Origin of the sequence: Salmonella sp. SA15303 (genome assembly GCF_029962125.1) — a bacterium.
GTDB classification, from domain to species: Bacteria; Pseudomonadota; Gammaproteobacteria; order Enterobacterales; family Enterobacteriaceae; genus Salmonella; species Salmonella enterica.
Map to the genome: position 1 here is coordinate 2,954,205 of NZ_CP123924.1, position 16,456 is coordinate 2,970,660.

Genomic DNA, 16,456 nt, shown 5'->3' on the forward strand with positions numbered 1-16,456 from the left:
GGCAGGTGTCATATAAAAAAACCAATGAGGGTAATAAATAATGATGAAGCGCAAAATCCTGGCAGCGGTGATCCCTGCCCTGCTGGCTGCTGCAACCGCAAACGCAGCAGAAATTTATAATAAAGATGGTAATAAGCTGGATCTGTACGGTAAAGCCGTGGGTCGTCACGTATGGACAACGACCGGCGATAGTAAAAATGCCGACCAGACTTATGCCCAGATTGGTTTTAAAGGGGAAACGCAGATTAACACCGATCTGACCGGTTTCGGTCAGTGGGAATACCGTACTAAAGCAGACCGCGCTGAAGGCGAACAGCAGAACTCGAATCTGGTCCGTCTGGCTTTCGCGGGTTTGAAATACGCGGAAGTGGGTTCAATCGATTATGGTCGTAACTACGGTATCGTTTATGATGTTGAATCCTATACCGATATGGCCCCCTACTTCTCCGGCGAAACCTGGGGCGGCGCCTATACTGATAACTACATGACCAGCCGTGCTGGCGGTTTGTTGACCTACCGTAACTCTGACTTCTTTGGTCTGGTGGACGGTCTCTCTTTCGGTATCCAGTATCAGGGTAAAAATCAGGACAACCACAGCATTAACTCTCAGAATGGCGATGGCGTAGGTTACACCATGGCATATGAGTTCGACGGCTTTGGCGTCACCGCAGCGTACAGCAACAGCAAGCGTACTAACGATCAGCAGGATCGCGATGGTAATGGCGATCGCGCAGAATCGTGGGCCGTTGGCGCGAAATATGATGCAAACAACGTCTACCTGGCTGCCGTATATGCTGAAACCCGCAATATGAGCATTGTTGAAAATACGGTTACCGATACCGTGGAAATGGCAAACAAAACGCAGAACCTGGAAGTGGTCGCTCAGTACCAGTTTGACTTCGGCCTGCGTCCGGCAATCTCGTATGTGCAGAGTAAAGGTAAGCAGTTGAACGGCGCCGGCGGCTCGGCCGATCTGGCGAAATATATTCAGGCGGGCGCGACTTACTACTTCAACAAAAACATGAACGTATGGGTTGACTACCGTTTCAACCTGCTGGACGAAAACGACTACAGCTCCAGCTACGTTGGCACCGACGATCAGGCGGCTGTCGGTATTACTTACCAGTTCTGATCAGCAGACCCCTTTGTTTTATGCCTCAAAAACAGGACTTCGGTCCTGTTTTTTTATCTCTCTTAGAGAAAATGTGCGTCTTTCAAAAACAGGCGGGCTTTTTAGCGCTAACGGTTGGCATTTTGTAAATCTGCCGTTAACCTGATAGCGGATTTCCCTTCTGTAACTATAATGGAACCTCGTCATGTTTGAGAACATAACCGCCGCTCCTGCCGACCCGATTTTGGGCCTGGCCGATCTGTTTCGCGCCGATGACCGTCCAGGGAAAATTAACCTTGGCATTGGCGTATATAAAGATGAAACCGGCAAAACACCGGTGCTCACCAGCGTTAAAAAAGCCGAGCAGTATTTACTGGAAAATGAAACGACGAAAAACTATCTCGGCATTGACGGGATTCCGGAATTTGCTCGCTGCACTCAGGAACTGCTGTTCGGCAAAGGCAGCGCGCTGATTAACGATAAGCGCGCACGCACGGCGCAAACGCCGGGCGGTACCGGCGCGTTACGCATTGCCGCCGACTTTTTGGCAAAAAATACTCCGGTAAAACGGGTGTGGGTGAGCAACCCCAGCTGGCCGAACCACAAAAGCGTGTTTAACGCTGCCGGCCTGGAAGTTCGGGAGTACGCTTACTACGATGCGGAAAATCACACGCTGGATTTTGAAGCGCTACAAGCCAGCCTGAGCGAAGCACAGGCCGGCGATGTGGTTCTGTTCCACGGTTGCTGTCATAACCCAACCGGCATTGACCCTACTCTGGAACAGTGGCAGGTTCTGGCTGAGCTTTCCGTTGAAAAAGGGTGGCTGCCGCTATTCGATTTCGCTTACCAGGGCTTTGCCCGCGGCCTGGAAGAAGATGCGGAAGGTCTGCGCGCCTTTGCCGCGCTGCATAAAGAGCTTATTGTCGCCAGCTCCTACTCCAAAAACTTCGGCTTATATAATGAGCGCGTCGGCGCCTGCACCCTCGTTGCCGCCGATGCGGAAACCGTGGATCGCGCTTTTAGCCAGATGAAATCCGCCATTCGCGCTAACTACTCCAACCCGCCAGCGCACGGCGCGTCCATCGTCGCGACTATCCTGAGTAATGACGCCCTGCGCGCTATCTGGGAACAGGAACTGACGGACATGCGCCAGCGTATTCAGCGTATGCGTCAACTGTTCGTGAATACCTTGCAGGAAAAAGGCGCGAACCGTGACTTCAGCTTTATTATCAAGCAGAACGGGATGTTCTCATTCAGCGGTCTGACCAAAGATCAGGTGCTGCGTCTGCGTGAAGAGTTCGGCGTTTATGCCGTGGCTTCTGGTCGCGTGAACGTGGCGGGCATGACCCCGGATAATATGGCGCCGCTGTGCGAAGCCATTGTCGCGGTACTGTAAAAAGCTGCCGACTGGCGTGACCGATAAAAAAGCCTGCAATGTGCAGGCTTTTTCATTCTGCTTACCAGACCGGCATCTCATCTTGCAAGAAGGGATTATGCAGACGCTCGTACCCGAGCGTAGAGAGCGGGCCGTGGCCAGGAATAAAGGTCACATCATCGCCAAGCGGCAATAATTTACGCTTAATGGCGTCAATCAACTGGGTGTGATCGCCGCGAGGAAAATCGCTGCGCCCGACGCCACCTTTGAAAATCACATCGCCGGAGATCAGCAGTTGCGACTGTTCATCAAAGAAAACCACGTGTCCCGGCGTGTGTCCCGGACAATGTAACACCTGTAACGTCACATTCCCTACGCTGACGCGATCGCCGTCGTTCAGCCAGCGATCAGGCGTCAGCGGCTGACACTCATCCAGACCAAACATGCGACTTTGCGCCGGCAGTCCTTGCAGCCAGAACTCATCTTCTTTTTCCGGACCGATAACAGGAACGCCGTAATGCTGCGCCAGTTCACTCGCCGCGCCGACATGATCGAGATGCCCATGCGTGAGTAAAATTTGCATCAACGTCACGCCGCTGGCGTCCACTTCCTGTTTAATTTTTTCCGCGTCGCCGCCCGGATCGACCAGCGCCGCCAGCCGGGTTTGTTCGCACCAGATTAATGAACAGTTCTGGGAGAACGCGGTGACCGGAATAATACGATAGTTCATACTGCTCCTTTGATTAAGCCTCGCTGATTACCAGTGCCGCGCCGGCCCGGTATCAATATGCACAAAGTTACTACGTGGGTAATATCCTACACCACCTGCGCGCATAGATAACGCCGCTTTGCGAATATTGCTCAGCGCCACGCCTTCAATATGAAAATCCATCGCCTGCCCTTTTGTATGGTAGCTTTTTTTCGCTACGCCGCTGCTACGGGCGCGTAATTCATTATTGGTATCAAGAGAACGGTAGCCTGAGATGAGCTGCACAGGTTTACGCGTCCCTAACAGCCCCTGAAGTCGGTAAAGTTGGTCAAACAGGCGGGGATCGATTGATCGGACTTTATTCGCGCGATAGTCACGGAAAAAATGGTTTAACTTTGCTAATTCATCCTGAATGTAGGCTCTTCCATCGAAAAACTCCGCCTTGATTGACTCTCCGGTATGGAGATTGTTTAACGTCAAAATGCGCGGGCGTGGGGTCGAGAGTGTGGCAAACGCTGGCGCGGGCAGGATGGCGGCGCCGAGAGCGACACCACCAAGCGCCAGCAGCTTGCGGCGATTAGCGTCAAATTTGTCCATGATAATCAGGTCTACAGGTCAATGTTATCGTTAATACACTTCTACCTTTAAGCAGACATGATACCGGCTGGCACAGACTTCTGAACGGCCCGGTCGACTTAAAGGTTGTTGTATATGCACTTCTGGCGCACGAAAGGCACCTTAACTTCCGATAAAGCCCGCGTCAAGATGGCCCTCCCCCAGCCACAACGGGGGTCTACAGCGAAACGCCCCGTTGAAGCCAAACATTAGGACAACATATTTACCAGAACTTCTTCATTTACCTGATTAATTGTTCAACCTTTGGCACAATTTGTGCGCTGGATCGCGCTGTGAGATCGTAATTGTAAATATCTGTACGATATTGCATACGTCCATCTGCGCCGACAAACGCGGTCAGATAGTAAAGATTTACTGGAATGTTCTGCCGGATATTGACATACCGCGTGTCGCCTTGCTTCAGGGCGCCTGAGATCCGCGCATCGTTCCAGCCAGCATCCTGCAAGAGCATATTCGCCAGTTCAGAGGCCTTATTGACCCGCACGCAGCCGGAACTTAACGCCCTGGCGTCACGCTGAAAGAGAGTATGGTTAGGCGTATCGTGCAGATAGATCGCATCTGAGCTCGGCATATTAAATTTATAACGCCCCAGCGAATTGTGCGCGCCTGGCGCCTGCTGGAAACGGAACGGAAGATTCGATGGCGTAATGGTGGCCCAGTCAACCTGCCACGGATCGATCGCTTCTTTGCTGTTCCAGCCGCGCATCACGGTGTAGCCATGGCGCTCCAGATAGCCTGGGTCATTCCACACCTTCGGTAAAATGTCTTTACGCGCAAGCGTGGGCGGAACGTTCCACGGCGGGTTCACCACCACATTATTCAGCGCGCTGCTCATCATCGGCGTTTTACGATCGGGACGCCCGACGATCACCCTCGAAGCCAGCACCTGGTTGCCATTCTGATAGTAGACCAGCGAATAAGCGGGAATGTTTACCATAATACCGGTAGAGAGTTCCGCTGGCAGCAGGCGTAAACGTTGGATATTCAGTGCCAGTACGCCTGCGCGTTGCGCGGGGGTCATATTAAGCCAGTTACGCGTCGCCGGGCCAATAACGCCATCCGCCCCCAGCCCTTGCCATGCCTGAAAACGCTTTACCGCCTCGACCAGTTCATTATCGTAGGCGGCGCGTACCGCCGGAGCCGGCTTACTACGGCGGGCCGTTGGTTCGTCGTGCGCCACCGATGTTTCGTCGACCACGGCGGAGGGGCTGACGACGGCGCTATCAGCAGTGTTATCGCCGGGTAAGGCTATCTTTGGACCGCCATCCAGCATCCCCGTACGCTGTAATATTTCGCGCAGCGCAGGCACATCGTTACTCCATTGTCCCGGGCGCAGCGTCGCGGTATTGGTCAACTGCGGCCACGGGCGAGAGTCCGCCACCAGCTTCAGCAGCGCATCATGCATGGGCGCATACTGTGGGTGCTGCGGCGCCAGGCTGGCGACAAACATCGGCAACTGGCCCTCTTCCAGCGCGATTTGCCACTGGTTAATCACCGAGACTGGCGGCGTCGTCAATGCGTAAGGTTTGTTGCTATATAACCAGCGCTGGCCTTTGACGGGGATATTCGCAATGAAATGGAGATAGCCCATCATGGCGTCTGACAACACAACATCGCGCGCCATACCGTTTACGGCGGGATCGGTCAACAATGCCACCCAGGCGGTAAACTGCGGCTGGAATCCGGCAATCGCCACCTCCGCCAACTGTTGCTGGAAGACTTTCACCGCATCGCGATTATCCCACATGGGCTTCATGTCGCGCGCGGCATACAGCAATGTCAGCTGGCTCATATAGACCGGCGTATAGCCGGAAGGAAGCTGCGACTGTAAATCAGCCCGGACTTTCTCGGCTGAAACGCCCTCCGGCAGCGGCTGAATCCCGGCCATAATCGCCGTCGCGGCTGATTGCTTCTGCGGCCCAGCCAGATCCGGCGCGGCAACGGCGCTATCGCCAGGTATCATTTCAGGCTCATCGGCCTGCGCATTGAACAGTGGAGCGAATGTTACGGCCAGGCATAAACTGATTGCCGACAGACAACGACCACACATCTTGTTAAGCAACATCCCTTGCCCCCTGTTTTCGTTATCATACTCCGCATGACTGTGCTGCCCGCAGCGCGGGTCAACCGCAACCAATGCTTTTGTTTAGTATGACGAGTCAGCCTGCTCACTCGTCAGGCTTAACTCCAGTATATAAAGTTCGTTACGTTTTTGCCTAACCTAATGTAAAGAAGTTTAAAGAAAATGCACTACCCGGAGAGATTTTTCAGATAAAGAAAAAGGCGGCTTTCGCCGCCCCAGGCTAATGATAAAGCAGAACTTGTTGTGCCGGATGGCGGCGTAACCGACTTATCCGGCCTTGCCTGATAAACGAGGCGCCATCAGGCACGTCATCGTTTCTGCCGTATTTAACTCGCTTCTGAAGGCGTATCTTCCGTTTGCGTACCGGGAAGCGTTTCCGGAAGCTGCGGCGCAAAGCCACGCAGCCCGACAACATGAACATGCTCAGTATTCTGAAACACTTTACGCACCAGTTTATAGGTCGTGCCCTTCTCCGGACTGATGTTTTCCGGCGCGGCGATGATGAGCTGCATCTGCAAACGTTCGCATAGTTCAAACAGCGTGGCGATAGAGCGCGCATCCAGACGCGCCGCTTCATCGAGGAACAGCAGGCGACATGGCGAAATATCTTTCCCGCGCAGTCTGCGCGCTTCGTCTTCCCAGCTTTGCACCACCATCACCAGAATTGACATCCCGGTCCCGATAGCTTCCCCCGTTGATAGCGCGCCGGATTCCGCACGCAGCCAGCCGTCGGACCCACGGTTAACTTCAACTTCCATTTCCAGATAGTTACGGTAGTCCAGCAGCTCCTCGCCGATGGTCTGCGGCGTGCGTTGCCCCATATCGATCTGCGGATTCAGGCGCTGGTACAGTTTCGCCAGCGCTTCGGAGAAGGTCAGACGATTGCTGTTAAACAGATCCTGATGCTGCTCCTGCTGTTCTGAAAGCACATCCAGCAAGGTGGCATGCGTTTCACGCACGTTGACGTTTAACCGCACGCTATTCACCTGGCCAAACGAGACGCTTTGCAAACCCTGGTTCAGCATACGGATACGGTTCTGCTCACGCTGGATTGTCTTGCGGATAATGTTTGCCACGCTGCGGGAACTGATCGCCAGCTTTTGCTCACGCGATGTCAGCTCTTCCGTCAGACGGCTCAGCTCAATCTCCATTTGTTCAATGGCTTCAACCGGATCGTCGGTACGAATAATATCCTGACGAATACGTTCGCGCAGATGCTGGTAAACGGCCACAAAGAACTGGATTTTACGTTCCGGGCGTTTCGGATCTTCCGACAGACGCAATACGTCGCGCAGATGTTCGTTATCCGCAACGGCGAGGCGCAGCGCGCCCAACGCCTTATCCGACATGGAGCGCAGTTCATCCGCCGACAGATAAGCCAACTCACGACGGTGCAGACGGCGCTCCACGCCATTGTCTTTCACCATCCGCATGACTGCGCACCAGCCGGCTTTCGCGGTCACGACCTGCTCGCGCATTTCATGATAATCGCGCTCCAGCTTGCGCAGCTTACGGGTCAGGTTCTCCATCTCCGCTTCGCAGAAGGTGAGCGCTTTCTCAAGCTGATTGCGACGCGAACGGTTATTGCTCAACTGAGCGTGCAGTTCATCGCGACGCTGGCGGGCGCGCTCTTCCGCCCCGCTGTCGGCGCGAACGCCAATATCCTGTAATTCGCGCTGCAAATCGTTAAGCAGCTCTTTTTTCGTGTCGTAAGAGCTTTTTAGCGAGGCCAGGACCTGGCTGTACTGACTTAACTGCGCGGCATGGCTGCGCAGCGCTTCGCGGGCGCGGGTACGCTCGGCTTCCGCCTGCTCCAGCCGCTGGCGCAGCTTTTCATTGAGATCGCTGTTGCCGCTCAGCATTTCCGCCGAGTCGGAATAGCTGAAATGCGCCCGACGTTCGACGACTTCAGCCAGCGCAAAAGCCTGCTGGCGCGCGTCACGCTGCATTTGCTGCGACCAGGCATAGTCTTCTTTTAACTGCTCAAACTGTTCCGGATCGCTTTGCAGAACGGAAACCACCGGCTCCAGTTTGGCTAACTGGTTGCCATATTGCTGCACAAATCGCGCCGCTTCCTGCGCCTCATCCAACCGTTCCTGAATTTCATCGACCCGATCGGCCAGCGTTTCATCGGCCAATAAATTCAGCCGCGGCAGCAAACGGTTAAGCGCGGAAACGCCCTCTTTCGCCTGCTCAAACTGAAGGCGCTGCTGCTGGTTGTCGCTTTCATGCGTCGCCAACGCGCGTTCCAGCTCGACGCGACGCCCGTTCAGTCGGCGAATTTCCGCTTCCGGATCATCCTCAAAGGCAACGGAAAGGTGGCTGCCGATAAAACGGCTGAACGCCTGGTGCAAACGCTGGGTTTTCTGCACGTCAAACGAGAGCGTGGCAAAGCGCTCGGAAAGCACTTCCCGTTCCGCATGGAGACTCTCAATACGGTTCTCACGCGCCGCGCGGCCAAAAATAGGCAGCGACGGGAAACGCGAATAACGCCACTGACGGTCGGCAATTTTCACGACCACCGCCTTTTCCAGCTCGTCAACGCTGAATACGCTGTCATCAAAAGACTGCGGATCGCCTTCGATCAAGTACAGATCTTCCGGGCAGTCGGTCAGACCTTCAAGCTGTTCGGCTATTTGCGATAAATCCGGTACGACGATCGCATGGCGCGACGGGCCATACAGTGCGGAAAAGTACGGCGCATCTTCAAGACTGACATCATCGTAGATTTCCGACAGCAGTACCCCGCCAAAACGCTCCGCCAGCGCATTCAAACGCTGATCTTCCGCGCCGCCCGGCTGGCTTAAACGTTCGATCTCTTCATCAACCGCATTTTTACGCGCGCCCACTTCGTCGCGTTCGACAATGGCTTCGCGCTCACGCTCCAGCAGCTGTTGCAGGTATTCGGTCACTTCCTGGCTGGACGTAAACTCCTCGCCGCACTGTTCGCTAAGCTGGTTCAGGCTATTCTGCGCCGCCAGCCAGACGGGCGCACGCCGCATCAGATGTTGAATACGCGACTGAAGCTGTTCCTGTTCCTGACGCAAGGCCATACGCTGTTCGCTGGCTGACGACACGCTATCAGACAAGGACGCGATGCGGGCTTCCAGCTCCTGATGCAGCGCTTCCAGTTCGTCAATATCAAAATTTTTGCCCTGTCGCTTACAGAACTCCGCCAGCAGACGTTCCGCCTCTTGCTGCTCGCGCAGCCGCTGTTCCAGTTCGCTCAGGCGCATCCGCAGCGGCTGTACCTGTTCCGCCAGATGACGCTGGTTCACGCCGTCCCGTAACAGCTCGCGCGCCACGTCCCAGGCTTCGCTACGCGCCAGCGGGCCGTTGATCGCCGCTACCAGCTGATAAGCCTGCTCAAACTGACTGTGCGCGGTTTGCGCCACGCTCATTTTTTGTTCCAACGACAGCAGTTTTTCCGTAGCTTCCTGTTCTTTTGCCTGGAAAGTATCCAGCCATTCGGCGGCGCTTTCCGGCGTTAGATCCGGTAGATGGCAAAGTTCTTTAGCGCGGGAAAGCGCTGATATCGCCTGGTTATACTGAATCGCGCGCGTTTGCTGTACATCCAGCGCCTGCTGGTAATCCGCAAGCTGGCTTTTGAGTTCATCGACTTCCAGCTCGGCGGCTTCGGCACGCGCTTCATTTTCGTCCTGCATTTCGGCGGCTTCCGCCACCACTTCGTTTTGCTCTTCGAGTCGAATCTGCAGCTCTTCAAGATCCGCTTCATAGCGTTCAATTTTTTCCTGCTGACGCAGCGCGGTTTGCACCAGATTCAGGTGATCGCTCGCCGCCTGGTAATCCGCCTCAAGAGAACCTTCGGCACCGTTATGTTCGCCCAACTCACGGGCCATATCGACGTGCTTGTACTGCTCCGCCGCCAGCTGCTTGCGCGATGTGTACAGTTCGCGTCGAAACGCCAACGCCTGATCAAGGTGAACCCGACGCTCATTGGCGTGGCGCATATAATCTGCCGCCACATAATCGGTGGCTTCGCTGATCAAATGCTTAAACAGATCGCGATCGGATTGGGTAACACGAATCGCTTCCAGCGTGAGTCGGTTCTCGCGCAGCGCCGCTTCCATATCCTGGAATGCCTTGCGCACGCCGCTGTTTTCCGGCAATAAATAATCGCGTAGCGATCGGGTAATGGCGCTGGAGATCCCGCCGTACAGCGAGGCCTCTATCAAACGATAGAATTTACTACGATCGGAAGCGGAGCGCAGACGACGGGCGATAATCCCTAAGTCAAACATCAGCGAATGATAATCGGTGATGGAGTTAAACTGCTTAAACTGCACGCCTTCCATCTCGTCAAGCTTGTCTTTCAGCTCAGCAAGCGACAGTACGCGCGCCTGACGTTCGTTTAATGTCTCCGTCACCAGTTGTGTCGGCTGTACCGACATCGGCAGCCCCTGAATAGCGAACGGTTTGATGTCCACTTTGCGATCGCGCCCAGCGACCTGCTGCAGACGCACGCCGACCACCACCCGCTGATGACGGGAATTAATGGTGTCGAGCATGGAGTAACAGACACCCGCCTTCAGCTTACCGTGCAGACCTTTATCGCGCGAACCGCTGGTGGCGCCGGCTTCCGTGGTGTTACGAAAGTGCAGTAATGTGAGATCCGGGATCAGCGCCGTGACGAACGCCGCCATCGTCGTGGATTTCCCGGCGCCGTTGCCCCCGGATAACGTCGTGACCAGTTCATCCAGGTCAAAAGTGCGGGCAAAAAAACCGTTCCAGTTAATCAGCGTTAGCGAGCGAAATTTACCGCGTTCAATCATTATTCTTCCTCTCCACTGTCCGGCTGACTCTCTTCGGTCTCATCATTAAGTTGCAGATGGTTTTCAATGGGCATCGCTTCCCCGTCGCGGATGAGACGACGCTGCGCCTCGCGAGGATCGTCGCCGGCACGGACATCCGCGCCAAAGCGGAAGACCGATTCGGTAATGCGGAATTTGCTGCTGTCGTGGCCCATAAACCATACCATGCCCAAACGACGCAGGCGGTTTAAAGAAGAACGCACCTTTTCCTGCAGTTTCTGACGATCAACGTCAGATCCCGTCGAGCGGTTATTCACCAGCTTTAGCAGTTTGGCTTCGTCCGCAAGGGTAAGCAGCTCGTCGTACAACTCCTGCTGAGTAAAGATCCCTTCGTTGGCCAGACGCTCCGGGCTAAGATAGAGGTAGCAGAGAATTTTACCGACCATCATATCCAGTTCGGATAACACCGAGCGCGGAATAAGCGTGGTAGAACGCGGACGCAGGTAGAAGAACCCCTCCGGCGCGCGAATCAACTCCACGTTATAACGCGCGTAAAACTCTTCCAGGTATTCCTGAAAATCCATCAGAAAGGCATGATTATCCAGTTCGTCCAGCCCGATGTGGCGGCCCGAACGTAATGCGCTATCCAGCGCCGGAAATAACGGATTCGCCAGCGCCTGCGCCAGCTTAACCGGCATCACTTGTTCAATATTTGTCAATGACATGCGCCTGTACCTTGGCTCCGTAATCATTAATCGGCTGCCATTTGGCTGGCAGTCCGGTGAAATCTGCTTGCGCTACGCCAAGACGTACCGCTTGATCGATAACAATACGCGCCACGTCGAAATGACGCGCGCGCGGGTATTGCGCCAGATACTCGCGCACCACCAGCCCAAGATCCAGTGGCGTTTGTCTGGTTTTGTAGATAGCCAGCTGTTCTTCAATGATGGCCGCTAACTGCTCGCGGATCTCGTTAAACTCTTCATATTCCAGATCCGGCGGCAACTCCCCGGTGACTTCATCGTCACGCAACGCCATCTCTTCATCGCGCATATCCAGCAGACGATCGGCATTCGCGTAGGTTAGCGCCCAGGGATCGTCAAAATAAGTCTGCACGGACTGGCGCAACCGCTGGGCGAAGACACGGTTTTTATCCATATCGATCGCGGTACGGATAAATTTATGCACGTGACGATCGTAGCCGATCCATAAATCAATAGACTGCTGACCCCAACTGATAATGCGGTCGAGTTTACTTTGTAAGTCAAACACCAGCCTGTCGACAAAATGCAGATCGTCGTGCGTCATCGTGGCATCCTGAATGCGCAGCAGGTTAGCCTGCAGCTTATCGCCCGCCGCCTCCAGCGTATCCTGCAACTCGCGCAGCGTACCGGACGTTTCGGAAAGCAGCAGTTCACAGCTGGAAATCGCCGCCCGCCAGTCTTTATTCAGCAGTTGTGCGATATCGTCTTTCACCTGCTGCTGCTGTTCATCCATGATGCGCTGGGTGAGATCGATACTGTCGAAAATCTCCGCCACCGAATATTTCAATGGCGCGTAAACATTGCGATGCCAGTGGAACTCATCGCCACCCTCCGCTGCCGCATCCGCCGCGCGCTTCAATTCGCCGGCCACAATCGACAACTGCATAGAAAGACGCAGCGTAGAGAATTCGCGTTGACGAATGTAGTAATCGGTGATGCCAATCCCGAGCGGGGTTAATCGGTAAATCGCATTGCCTTCCGCCTGCTCGCTGGTAAAGCGGTTCAGCAGACGTTGACGCACCATATCGTTAATCGCGTTGTTCGCGCGCACGCCGATGGTTTCGCTGGTTTGCTCAAACGCATCACTCACATGGCGGAATGCATCCACCAGCTCGCCTTCACTCATCTCGCCGTCAAGGCGTTCGCCGTTCAACGTGGCGACCGCCAGCAGAAAGGAAAGTCTGTCTACCGGCAGCGAGATGGAAAAGTCGTTTTTTCTGGCCCAGGCAACCAGTTCGGGGACTGTCTGGGAAAATTCACTCATAGGTTATCCTTGCATCTGCGGCTAGCGCCGGGCTTTTAATCGCGGTGACATGAATGTAGCGCCCAAGGCTAATATACGGCTCCTGGCGGCAATAACGCGTTTCCAGTTCGACCAGGGTCTCATAACAGTCACGCTGCTGGTGTTTTTCACGCAGATAATCATGAAACACACGCACGCCGGTTTTACCGGTAATCTGCCAGCCAATCGCCTCCAGCCACTGGTACACCTGCGCGGGGTCGCGCGGGTAGTCAGGCGACAGCGTGCGCTTCTTGCGTTTAGGCATCCCCGCCTGCACGTAGTCAAAATTACCCGCCACCATATTGTGCATCAGCAAACCGTTAGCGTTATAGAACATCAACGACAGCGCGCCGCCAGGGCGCAATACTGACCAGAGCGTTTCTAATACGCCGACAGGATCGGCTACCCACTCCAGCACAGCATGAAACAATATCAGATCAACCGGGCTTTCCAAATGCGAAGCGACGTCCTGAGCCGGGCATTGTATAAAATGCATGTCTTTGCTCACACCTTTTGCCTCGGCCGCCTGCCGCGCGCGGGCGATCATTTCGCCAGACAGATCGCATAACGTCACCTGATGGCCGCGTTCCGCCATCTTAATCGCCGTTTGCCCTTCGCCGCCGCCGGCATCCAGCACCCGCAGTTTCCGCCCGCCAATCTCCTCCAGCACGCGATCCAGGTCTTGCCACAGAATGGCTTGCCGCAGTTGTCCTTTGGTCGTGCCGTAAATGTTACGGGAAAACTTTTCAGCAATGTCATCAAAATTGCGATCCTGCATCGGACTCTCCACAGGCTGGCTCAGGCGTTATCTGATAAAACCGCTATTTTGTCACAGCCGCGGCCAGAATGAACCTGTCTGGTGTAATATCACCGTTAATCCTCCGCTATATGGTTAAAAAAGGAACCAAAAAGGATGCTTTTTACGCTAAAGAAAGTGATTGGCGGTATGTTATTGCCGCTTCCGCTGATGTTGCTAATCATTGGCGTCGGCCTGGCGCTGCTCTGGTTTAGCCGCTTTCAGAAGACCGGAAAAGTATTTATCAGCGTAGGTTGGCTGGCGCTATTGCTATTAAGCCTGCAACCCGTCTCTGACCATCTGCTGCGTCCGATAGAAAACCGCTACCCTACCTGGCAGGGTCCGCAAAAGGTGGAATATATTGTGGTTCTCGGCGGCGGCTATACCTGGAACCCGCAGTGGGCGCCGAGCTCTAATTTAATTAACAACAGCTTGCCGCGGCTGGCGGAAGGCATTCGGCTGTGGCGCGCGAATCCGGGAGCCAGGCTGATTTTTACCGGCGGCGTAGCAAAAACCAATACGGTAAGCACGGCGGAGGTCGGTGCGCGGGTGGCGCAGTCGCTGGGCGTACCGCGTAGCGATATTATTACGCTGGATAAACCAAAAGATACGGAAGAAGAAGCCGCCGCCGTTAAGCAGGCCATCGGCGACGCCCCTTTCCTGTTGGTAACCTCCGCCTCGCATTTGCCGCGTGCGATGATTTTCTTTCAGCATGCCGGGCTGAATCCGCTTCCCGCGCCGGCGAATCAGTTGGCGATCGATTCGCCGCTCAATCCCTGGGAGCGGGCAATTCCGTCCCCGGTCTGGCTGATGCACAGCGATCGCGCTGGGTATGAAACATTAGGGCGACTTTGGCAATGGCTGAAAGGCATATCAGGCAAGCCAGGGGAGTAATGATTTCGCCGCCAGATCAAAATTGGTACGGTTAAAACGTCCGGTATTGACCAATTGCGCAACCTCGTCCCACAGCACATAGAGCCAACGCCGCCAGATGAAGGACTCCGCCACTGGCGCGCGTTGCAGATAATGCCAAAGCAATCCCTCCGCCAATGGATTATCCATCAGGCGAAACAGTTCGAACTCTCTCGGCGCCCACAGCATCAGCCCGGGGCCGACCATCGCCAGAAGCTGATCGCTACGGGCGTCTTTAAGCATACTGCGCAGGCAGAAGTTGCCATGCACCAGTACGCAGTTATCGTTAAACCCTTCAAATAACGAAGGAAGACATTCTCTGGTACGAAACAGAATGCGTCTGTCCTGCATCGTCAGGCCGGTATTGCTGAACTGATTTAGCGTCGTCCACAGCACCTCCACCCGCTGACGATACCAGGAAGGCCAGATATTCTCCTGAGTATGGTCTACGGCGCCAACGCAACCGCGGCTATCCTGCCGATGCCAGGCTAACAATCCTTCGACAATCTGATCTTTTAGCTGTTCCCAGCGTTCCGGAGTGCGCGCCGGCGCCTCGACCGGCACACCGCGCAGCCGTTCCAGCAACAGCACATCCGGACCAGGATGCTCTTCATGCGTCAATACGCCATAGATTACCGGCATCCTCACCGTACCGCTACGCGCCAGCATTGAGGTTTTCCATGCCAGTTGCTGCGCAACGCCGGGAGTGGTAAAACTTCGTGCCATCAGCGGCATCGGAATTCCCTGGCTGTCATATAATGACCACAATGCGGAATCCGCTTTCTCATTCACGCACTCTATACGGCTAAGTTTTTCACCCAACAAATGACTGAGTTCGGCCCGCAACTGTTCCATTCCAGATTACCCCCATTAGTGCTACTGCTTTAATAATGAGCGTCGTATGGACAGATGTCACCCGTATCAGATCAAGGGAAGAAAAGAAAAATGAGGAAAATCGTAACGGTACGAGAAAGCCGCCACTGATGAGCAGACGTGAGTATTCATCTTTGCGCTACCATACCGCGCTGTTCATGACCGTCTAAGACGATCATGAACAGGATCATGTTAACGCATTTCAGCGCGTACGCGCTCCAGGTCGTCGGCGGTGTCTACGCCCGTACCGGGCACCGCTTTGGCGACGGCGACATGAATTTTTTCGCCGTACCACAGCACACGGAGTTGCTCCAGCATTTCAATATGTTCCAGCGGGCTGGGTTGCCAGCTCACGTAACGGCGGATAAAACCCGCGCGATAGCCATAAATGCCCAGGTGACGCAGGCAAGTATCCCCTACCGTTTCCAGACTTTTTGCAAAGCGGTCGCGATCCCAGGGAATCGTCGCTCGGGAAAAGTAGAGCGCATAGCCTTCAGCATCCAGCACGACTTTTACCGCATTCGGGTTAAACGCTTCTTCGGCGCTGTGAATCGGCACCGCCAGCGTCGCCATGCCAACCTGGCGCTGTGCCAGATTTTCCGCGACCTGGCGAATAATAACCGCCGGGATCATCGGCTCATCGCCCTGAACGTTCACAATAACGGTATCGTCGCTGAATCCGCACTTCTCTACCACTTCCGCCAACCGTTCGGTGCCGGACTGGTGATCGGCGCGCGTCATGCACACTTCGCCGCCAGCCGCTTCTACCGCACGAGCCACGTCTTCATGATCGGTCGCGACAATAATGCGTTCCGCGCCAGATTCGCGCGCCCGCTCCAGGACATGAACAATCATGGGCTTACCATTAATATCCACTAATGGTTTGCCTGGCAGTCGGGTAGATGAAAAACGGGCCGGAATGATGACGACGAAACTCATGATTTACTCTCATCAGATGTCAGGGCGCGAGCTTCATTTTCCAGCAATACAGGAATGCCGTCGCGTAACGGGAAAGCGAGATTGTCCAGTTTGCAAATTAATTCTTGCTGTTCCTGGTTATACCAGAGTTTGCCGTTACATACCGGGCAGGCGATGATTTCAAGCAGACGATGATCCATAGTTCCTCCAGATGGACCGGATTGT

General features: G+C 54.7%; 13 protein-coding genes. 3 read left to right on the forward strand and 10 right to left on the reverse strand.

Features of this window, described 5'->3' with window-relative positions:
* Positions 1-40 precede the first annotated feature (40 nt).
* Positions 41-1,132, forward strand: a complete 1,092-nt coding sequence (ompF, locus tag QEN31_RS14645) for a porin OmpF (RefSeq protein WP_000977713.1) — start codon at positions 41-43, stop codon at positions 1,130-1,132.
* A gap of 184 nt (positions 1,133-1,316) precedes the next feature.
* Positions 1,317-2,507, forward strand: coding sequence for an aspartate transaminase (gene aspC / locus QEN31_RS14650; protein ID WP_000462653.1), 1,191 nt, complete (start codon positions 1,317-1,319; stop codon positions 2,505-2,507).
* A gap of 61 nt (positions 2,508-2,568) precedes the next feature.
* Here aspC and QEN31_RS14655 read toward each other — a convergent pair whose 3' ends face one another.
* The 7 genes from QEN31_RS14655 to cmoM form a co-directional block, all read right to left on the reverse strand.
* Positions 2,569-3,216, reverse strand: a complete 648-nt coding sequence (locus tag QEN31_RS14655) for an MBL fold metallo-hydrolase (protein ID WP_001109471.1) — start codon at positions 3,214-3,216, stop codon at positions 2,569-2,571.
* A gap of 27 nt (positions 3,217-3,243) precedes the next feature.
* Positions 3,244-3,792: a YcbK family protein gene (locus QEN31_RS14660; RefSeq protein WP_000357052.1), complete on the reverse strand. Its 549-nt coding sequence runs from the start codon at positions 3,790-3,792 to the stop codon at positions 3,244-3,246.
* A 259-nt stretch (positions 3,793-4,051) separates the two neighbouring features.
* Positions 4,052-5,896 (reverse strand): L,D-transpeptidase, encoded by a 1,845-nt coding sequence (ldtD, locus tag QEN31_RS14665; protein WP_064239937.1) that lies wholly within the window; start codon positions 5,894-5,896, stop codon positions 4,052-4,054.
* 344 nt (positions 5,897-6,240) lie between these two features.
* Positions 6,241-10,707 (reverse strand): chromosome partition protein MukB, encoded by a 4,467-nt coding sequence (gene mukB, locus QEN31_RS14670; protein ID WP_000572753.1) that lies wholly within the window; start codon positions 10,705-10,707, stop codon positions 6,241-6,243.
* Positions 10,707-11,411 carry a chromosome partition protein MukE gene (gene mukE / locus QEN31_RS14675; RefSeq protein ID WP_000060025.1) on the reverse strand — a complete coding sequence of 235 codons (705 nt, stop codon included), beginning with the start codon at positions 11,409-11,411 and terminating at the stop codon, positions 10,707-10,709. Before mukE ends, mukB begins: the two co-directional genes overlap by 1 nt.
* Positions 11,392-12,714: a chromosome partition protein MukF gene (mukF, locus tag QEN31_RS14680; RefSeq protein WP_001288828.1), complete on the reverse strand. Its 1,323-nt coding sequence runs from the start codon at positions 12,712-12,714 to the stop codon at positions 11,392-11,394. Before mukF ends, mukE begins: the two co-directional genes overlap by 20 nt.
* The gene (gene cmoM / locus QEN31_RS14685) at positions 12,707-13,510 is read right to left on the reverse strand and encodes a tRNA uridine 5-oxyacetic acid(34) methyltransferase CmoM (RefSeq protein ID WP_001154025.1); all 804 of its coding nucleotides are present in this window, start codon (positions 13,508-13,510) and stop codon (positions 12,707-12,709) included. The genes mukF and cmoM overlap by 8 nt, the downstream gene beginning before the upstream one ends.
* Before the next feature lie 135 nt (positions 13,511-13,645).
* Between cmoM and elyC the strand changes: the two genes are divergently transcribed.
* On the forward strand, positions 13,646-14,422 hold the full coding sequence (elyC, locus tag QEN31_RS14690) for an envelope biogenesis factor ElyC (RefSeq protein WP_000899554.1): 777 nt from the start codon (positions 13,646-13,648) through the stop codon (positions 14,420-14,422).
* Here the strand turns inward: elyC and QEN31_RS14695 are convergent.
* The 3 genes from QEN31_RS14695 to ycaR all read right to left on the reverse strand — a co-directional run bounded on the left by QEN31_RS14695 (position 14,402) and on the right by ycaR (position 16,431).
* Positions 14,402-15,295 carry a YcbJ family phosphotransferase gene (locus tag QEN31_RS14695; RefSeq protein ID WP_000436889.1) on the reverse strand — a complete coding sequence of 298 codons (894 nt, stop codon included), beginning with the start codon at positions 15,293-15,295 and terminating at the stop codon, positions 14,402-14,404. The two genes, elyC and QEN31_RS14695, sit on opposite strands and share 21 nt — an antisense overlap.
* 210 nt (positions 15,296-15,505) lie before the next feature.
* On the reverse strand, positions 15,506-16,252 hold the full coding sequence (gene kdsB, locus QEN31_RS14700) for a 3-deoxy-manno-octulosonate cytidylyltransferase (protein ID WP_000011576.1): 747 nt from the start codon (positions 16,250-16,252) through the stop codon (positions 15,506-15,508).
* Complete coding sequence (ycaR, locus tag QEN31_RS14705) at positions 16,249-16,431, reverse strand: protein YcaR (protein WP_000350061.1); 183 nt, start codon at positions 16,429-16,431, stop codon at positions 16,249-16,251. Before ycaR ends, kdsB begins: the two co-directional genes overlap by 4 nt.
* Between the last annotated feature and the right edge of the window lie 25 nt (positions 16,432-16,456).

Coding starts and splice junctions, on each gene's coding strand:
- ompF (WP_000977713.1), top strand. CDS start 41: ATGATGAAGCGCAAAATCCTGGCAGCGGTGATCCCTGCCCTGCTGGCT.
- aspC (WP_000462653.1), top strand. CDS start 1,317: ATGTTTGAGAACATAACCGCCGCTCCTGCCGACCCGATTTTGGGCCTG.
- QEN31_RS14655 (WP_001109471.1), bottom strand. CDS start 3,216: ATGAACTATCGTATTATTCCGGTCACCGCGTTCTCCCAGAACTGTTCA.
- QEN31_RS14660 (WP_000357052.1), bottom strand. CDS start 3,792: ATGGACAAATTTGACGCTAATCGCCGCAAGCTGCTGGCGCTTGGTGGT.
- ldtD (WP_064239937.1), bottom strand. CDS start 5,896: ATGTTGCTTAACAAGATGTGTGGTCGTTGTCTGTCGGCAATCAGTTTA.
- mukB (WP_000572753.1), bottom strand. CDS start 10,707: ATGATTGAACGCGGTAAATTTCGCTCGCTAACGCTGATTAACTGGAAC.
- mukE (WP_000060025.1), bottom strand. CDS start 11,411: ATGTCATTGACAAATATTGAACAAGTGATGCCGGTTAAGCTGGCGCAG.
- mukF (WP_001288828.1), bottom strand. CDS start 12,714: ATGAGTGAATTTTCCCAGACAGTCCCCGAACTGGTTGCCTGGGCCAGA.
- cmoM (WP_001154025.1), bottom strand. CDS start 13,510: ATGCAGGATCGCAATTTTGATGACATTGCTGAAAAGTTTTCCCGTAAC.
- elyC (WP_000899554.1), top strand. CDS start 13,646: ATGCTTTTTACGCTAAAGAAAGTGATTGGCGGTATGTTATTGCCGCTT.
- QEN31_RS14695 (WP_000436889.1), bottom strand. CDS start 15,295: ATGGAACAGTTGCGGGCCGAACTCAGTCATTTGTTGGGTGAAAAACTT.
- kdsB (WP_000011576.1), bottom strand. CDS start 16,252: ATGAGTTTCGTCGTCATCATTCCGGCCCGTTTTTCATCTACCCGACTG.
- ycaR (WP_000350061.1), bottom strand. CDS start 16,431: ATGGATCATCGTCTGCTTGAAATCATCGCCTGCCCGGTATGTAACGGC.